Genomic DNA, 4,446 nt, shown 5'->3' with positions numbered 1-4,446 from the left:
GCACGGGCGCAGCGCCTACAATGACGCTTTCTTCTGAAATCGGAGCGTAACAATCATGACAATCGTCACAACCGAATCGGGGCTGAAGTACGAGGATTTGACTGAAGGTACGGGTGCGGAGGCTGCGGCGGGACGGACGGTCACGGTTCACTACACGGGCTGGCTCACCGATGGCCAGAAGTTCGACTCAAGCAAGGATCGTAACGATCCGTTCGCCTTCGTGCTGGGTGGCGGCATGGTCATCAAGGGTTGGGACGAAGGCGTGCAGGGAATGAAGGAAGGCGGCGTGCGGCGCCTGACGATTCCGCCGCAGCTCGGTTATGGCGTGCGCGGCGCGGGTGGCGTGATTCCGCCGAATGCGACGCTCGTATTTGAAGTCGAATTGCTGAAGGCGTAAGCGCCGCTCGATCCGTTATGGGTCAACGGTGCCCAGCACAGCATGACGATGCACGAGCACGCGATTTCCTCGCCGGCCTTGTCGCTGCGCCGCTTTGGCGCGGTGAGCGCATGCGACATGCACCCGTTCCATCAGATCGTGCTCGGCGTGGACGGCGCGATGGAGATGGCCGTAGACGGTGTCGGCCATCGCATCGACGCGCGCCACGCCTGGCTGATTCCCGCCGGTGCGCGTCATGAATATGTCGGTATAGGCGAGAACCGGCAGCTTGTGCTCGATGTGCCGTGTGCGTCGCTGGCGTTACCGGAGCGATTATTCTCGCGCTCGGTGCCGTTGACGATGAATGACGCGCTTGCCCGGGTTGTACACGAAGCCGCCGGGTATGCCGCGCGTGCGGCCGGGGATGCGGCGGCGCGCGCCGAACGGCCGGCAGCGGGCGAAGGTGAAGGGGCGGACGATGTAACGCGTGCCGGACACTCGGCACGCCGCTTCGCCTGGGATACGGCGGTACGCTTGGCTGTCTTGCTGGGCGAAAGCATGGGCGTCGAAGCGCCGGCGTCCGGTCTCGACTACGTGCGAATCGACAAATGGTTGCGCGCGCATCTATCTGAGCCGCTGCGGGTAGCCGATCTCGCCGTGCACTGCGGCTTCGGCGAACGCCGTTTCCACCAACTGTTCGACGAGGCGTTCGGCACGACGCCGCACCGTTATCTTCAGGGGCTGCGTCTTGATACGGCGCTCATGCTACTGTGCGATCCGCGCCTGACGTTGACCGAAATCGCGCTGACGGTGGGCTTCGCCGACCAAAGCGCGTTCACCCATGCCTTCACCCGCCGCTTCGGGCTCGCGCCGGGACAATGGCGAGCGATGCGGGTGCATTGAGCATCGCGCCTACCCTCCCAACCCGCGCCCAAGATCCGCGCAAATATCCCCCGCATCCTCCAGCCCAATCGCGACACGAAGCAGCGCCTCGGTAATCCCTGTGGCAGCCCGCGCCTCAGGCGTAATGCGGCTATGGGTCGTCGTGGCCGGATGGGTGATCGTCGTGCGTGTATCGCCAAGGTTCGCCGTAATCGAGCACAGCCGGGTCCCATCGATCACACGCCAAGCGTTGGCGCGCTGTTCTTCCTGCGTCTCGCCCACCACCTCGAACGCCAGCACGGACCCACCCGAACGCTGCTGGCGTCGTGCAATCTCGTACTGCGGATGCGATTCAAGCCCCGGGTAATAAACGCGCTTCACACCCGGATGGGATTCGAGCCAACGCGCAACAGCCAGCGCGCTCGCCGAATGCCGCTCGGCACGCAGTGACAGCGTTTCCAACCCCTTCAACAACACCCACGCGTTGAACGCCGACAACGTCGGTCCCGCCGTCCGCACGAACGGAAACACCTTCTCGGTGATGAACGCCCTCGAGCCCACCAGCGCACCGCCCAGGACGCGGCCTTGCCCGTCGATAAGCTTCGTCGCCGAATGCATCACGACGTCGGCGCCACACTTCAACGGTTGCTGCACAGCCGGGCTGCAAAACGAATTGTCGACGACGAACAATGCCCCTGCCTCTTTCGCGATCTTGCCGATCGCTTCGATATCGCACAGCTCGGTCAACGGATTCGAAGGCGTCTCGGCGAAGAACAGTTTCGTCTCGGGCCGCACCGCTTGCTGCCATGCCTCCAGATCGTTCGCATCGACAAAAGTCGTGGTGACGCCGAAGCGCGTGAAGATCTGCGAGAACATGCCGAGCGTCGAGCCGAACAGCGCACGCGAGCTGACGATGTGATCGCCGGCCTGCGTTGCCGCCATCACCACCGACAAGATGGCACTCATCCCCGATGCCGTCGCTATGCACGCCTCCCCGCCCGCGAGGGCGGCCAATCGGTCCTGAAACATCGTGACCGTGGGATTCGAGAAGCGCGAGTACGTGTAATAGTCCTCGGAATGCTTGAAACGATCGGCCGCTTCGGCGGCGCTGGTGTAGCAAAAGCTCGATGTCAGAAAGAGCGCTTCCGAATGCTCGTTATAGTCGGTCCGTACCGTACCCGAGCGCACGGCGAGCGTATCGAAATTCAAAGAATCGTTCATGGTCCTGATGCCTTGTGCCGGAGGCGTTCAACGCCGTTTCCGAAGTCTGGCCGCCGCAAAAACGACGGACAGCAAAAAGCCCGCTTCGCGTCGGCAAAAGCGGGCTTCGTATGCGGGGCCGGTTCGGCGTCGGACGGCGTATCCGCCGTCTCTCGCTTTAGCTGTTTTGGGTTGCCCCGCGTCCGCAAGCTGAATTCAAATCGACGCTGAAGCGCATGGTAGCACGCCTGCCCGAGCGCATGCGCGCCTTCCTTGCTCGTTCACAGGGCAGACGCCACGCCGCGAATGCATGGCGTCTACGCGCGACCCGCTACTCCACCGACAGCTGCAAATGCAGCTGCGAACGCGTCACCGCGCCGTCTACCGCATCGCCAGCCGAATCGCGCTCCGATTGCGATTGCGGCGACAGCCGCGCACGCTCGATCGCATCGAGATACTGTGAGGTGATGTCGCCCGTGATGTAGTCGCCATCGAAGCACGACGCCTCGAAGTGCGACAGCGCCGGGTTGATGTCGTTGACGGCTTGCTTGAGCGCGTCGACATCCTGATAGACAAGATGATCCGCGCCGATGATCTTGGCGACGTCCTCGTCCGAGCGGCCGTAGGCCACGAGTTCGCTGCGCGTCGGCATATCGATGCCATAGACGTTCGGAAATTTCACGGGCGGGGCCGCCGACGCGAAGATCACGCTCTTGGCGCCCGCATCGCGCGCCATCTGCACGATCTCGTGCGAGGTCGTGCCGCGGACGATCGAATCGTCGACGATCAGCACGTTCTTGTCCTTGAACTCGATCGTCATCGCATTCAGCTTCTGACGCACCGATTTCTTGCGCACCGCTTGGCCCGGCATGATGAACGTGCGGCCCACGTAACGGTTCTTGAAGAACCCTTCCCGATATTCGACACCGAGCTTCGCCGCCACCTGCATCGCTGCCGGACGGGACGAATCGGGAATCGGCATGACGACGTCGATCGGCACGCCGGGCAGCACACGCTTGATCTTCTCGGCGAGATAGTCGCCCATGCGCAGACGCACGTTGTACACAGACACGCCATCGAGCACCGAATCGGGACGCGCGAGATACACGTATTCGAAGATGCAGGGGTTCAGGCTCGGCGTATCCGAACACTGCTGGCTGTGCAGCTGCCCGTCGTTGTCGATAAAGATGGCTTCGCCGGGCGCCACATCGCGCACGAATTCAAACCCGATGCCCTCAACGGCCACCGATTCCGACGCGACGATCCACTCAACGCCGTGCTCGGTCTCGTGCTTGCCGATGCACAGCGGACGAATACCGAACGGATCGCGGAACGCAAGCAGCCCATAGCCGGCGATCAGGGAAACGATCGCATACGAGCCGCGCACGCGACGATGCACGCCTGCCACCGCCTTGAACACCGTGGCGGGCGCGAGCTGCAGCCCCGAACTGGCCAATTGCATCTCGTGCGCGAGCACGTTCAGCAAGACCTCGGTATCTGAGTTCGTGTTCACGTGGCGACGGTCGATGCGGAACATCTCGTCTTTCAGCTGCTGCCAGTTCGTGAGATTGCCGTTATGCGCGAGGATGATGCCGAACGGCGCGTTCACGTAGAACGGCTGGGCTTCCTCTTCGCTCGACGCCGAGCCGGCCGTCGGGTAACGCACCTGGCCAATGCCGGCGGTGCCGGGCAAGCTGCGCATGTTGCGCGTGCGGAACACGTCGCGCACCATGCCGTTGGCCTTGTACATGTGGAACGTGCTGCCGTTCGCCGTCGCGATGCCGGCTGCATCCTGGCCACGATGCTGCAACAGCAAGAGGCTGTCGTAGATCAGTTGATTGACCGGGGAATGGGAGACTACGCCTACGATGCCGCACATGGCTGGTCCTTCAAATATACGAAAACTGAGCCGCCGGCCGCGCGGCCGGCATAAGCGTCACACGCGAATGTACGCGGCGAGCGCCGGGGGTAGAAGTGGCTTCAACTCG

At 62.9% G+C, this 4,446-nt stretch carries 4 protein-coding genes; 2 read left to right on the top strand and 2 right to left on the bottom strand.

All coding sequences use genetic code 11. The features are described from left to right. The first annotated feature begins 55 nt into the window (after positions 1-55). Positions 56-397 (top strand): FKBP-type peptidyl-prolyl cis-trans isomerase, encoded by a 342-nt coding sequence (locus ACTHL0_RS22295; RefSeq protein WP_440535776.1) that lies wholly within the window; start codon positions 56-58, stop codon positions 395-397. A 48-nt stretch (positions 398-445) separates the two neighbouring features. Continuing rightward, entirely contained in the window at positions 446-1,279 is an 834-nt protein-coding gene (locus ACTHL0_RS22290; protein ID WP_440569079.1) for a helix-turn-helix domain-containing protein, read from the top strand. 9 nt (positions 1,280-1,288) lie between these two features. On the opposite strand, the gene ACTHL0_RS22285 is transcribed toward ACTHL0_RS22290, so the two are convergent. Next, complete coding sequence (locus tag ACTHL0_RS22285) at positions 1,289-2,479, bottom strand: O-succinylhomoserine sulfhydrylase (RefSeq protein ID WP_440569078.1); 1,191 nt, start codon at positions 2,477-2,479, stop codon at positions 1,289-1,291. 310 nt (positions 2,480-2,789) lie between these two features. Beyond that, complete coding sequence (gene purF / locus ACTHL0_RS22280; RefSeq protein ID WP_440569077.1) at positions 2,790-4,337, bottom strand: amidophosphoribosyltransferase; 1,548 nt, start codon at positions 4,335-4,337, stop codon at positions 2,790-2,792. Positions 4,338-4,446 lie beyond the last annotated feature (109 nt).

The organism is Trinickia sp., from assembly GCF_051961175.1.
GTDB lineage: Bacteria > Pseudomonadota > Gammaproteobacteria > Burkholderiales > Burkholderiaceae > Trinickia.
This window is presented reverse-complemented; position numbering and strand designations above follow the sequence as displayed.

What these genes read in the sequence shown, in the direction of transcription:
- ACTHL0_RS22295 (WP_440535776.1), top strand. Translation starts at nt 56, where the DNA reads ATGACAATCGTCACAACCGAATCGGGGCTGAAGTACGAGGATTTGACT.
- ACTHL0_RS22290 (WP_440569079.1), top strand. Translation starts at nt 446, where the DNA reads ATGCACGAGCACGCGATTTCCTCGCCGGCCTTGTCGCTGCGCCGCTTT.
- ACTHL0_RS22285 (WP_440569078.1), bottom strand. Translation starts at nt 2,479, where the DNA reads ATGAACGATTCTTTGAATTTCGATACGCTCGCCGTGCGCTCGGGTACG.
- purF (WP_440569077.1), bottom strand. Translation starts at nt 4,337, where the DNA reads ATGTGCGGCATCGTAGGCGTAGTCTCCCATTCCCCGGTCAATCAACTG.